At 49.9% G+C, this 743-nt stretch carries 1 pseudogene; it reads right to left on the minus strand.

Going from position 1 to position 743, the window contains the following annotated elements:
- A pseudogene (locus tag F885_RS21115) lies at positions 1-743 on the minus strand (beta strand repeat-containing protein); the annotation flags it as partial.

The following is a 743-nucleotide window of genomic DNA, read 5'->3' on the forward strand; positions in this document are numbered from 1 at the left end:
TGCTAAATCAGAAATAGCTTCCAATGTACCGTTAACGGTATCGCGAGAAGTTTCAAAGGTGAGGGTACCTAGATTAGTTAGATCGGTAACAGGATGAACACCCGGAAGAACACCGCTAATTGCGCCACCTACTGTAGTGATACCAGTGTTGATAATATCTGTTTTTAGGCTTTCAACGCCTTGAAGGACATCGATGCCTGTTTGGATTACACCTGTGACAGGGTTGTTGCCAAGATCACCGCCAGTAATCCCACCGATAATGCCAGTGATCGCACCTAATGGACCGCCTTCACCACCACCAATACCGCCCGTGATGCCACCGATAATGCCAGTGATCGCGCCTAGAGGACCACCTTCACCACCACCGATTCCGCCAGTAATGCCGCCAATGATTCCTGTGATTGCACCTAAAGGACCGCCTTCACCGCCGCCGATACCGCCAGTAATCCCACCGATGATGCCAGTGATTGCGCCAAGAGGGCCACCTTCACCACCACCGATTCCACCAGTCACACCGCCAATGAGACCACCAACATCAGTGAGGTCACCAGCAATATGCTGAACCAGACCAGAAGCAGTTGAACCATTATTAATCAATGTGCCGACAACACCTGTGAGAGAACCCGCAGCACCACCAATATCAGCACCTGCTAAATCAGAAATAGCTTCCAATGTACCGTTAACGGTATCGCGAGAAGTTTCAAAGGTGAGGGTACCTAGATTAGTTAGATCGGTAACAGGAT

The organism is Acinetobacter higginsii (genome assembly GCF_000369845.1).
Classification (GTDB): domain Bacteria; phylum Pseudomonadota; class Gammaproteobacteria; order Pseudomonadales; family Moraxellaceae; genus Acinetobacter; species Acinetobacter higginsii.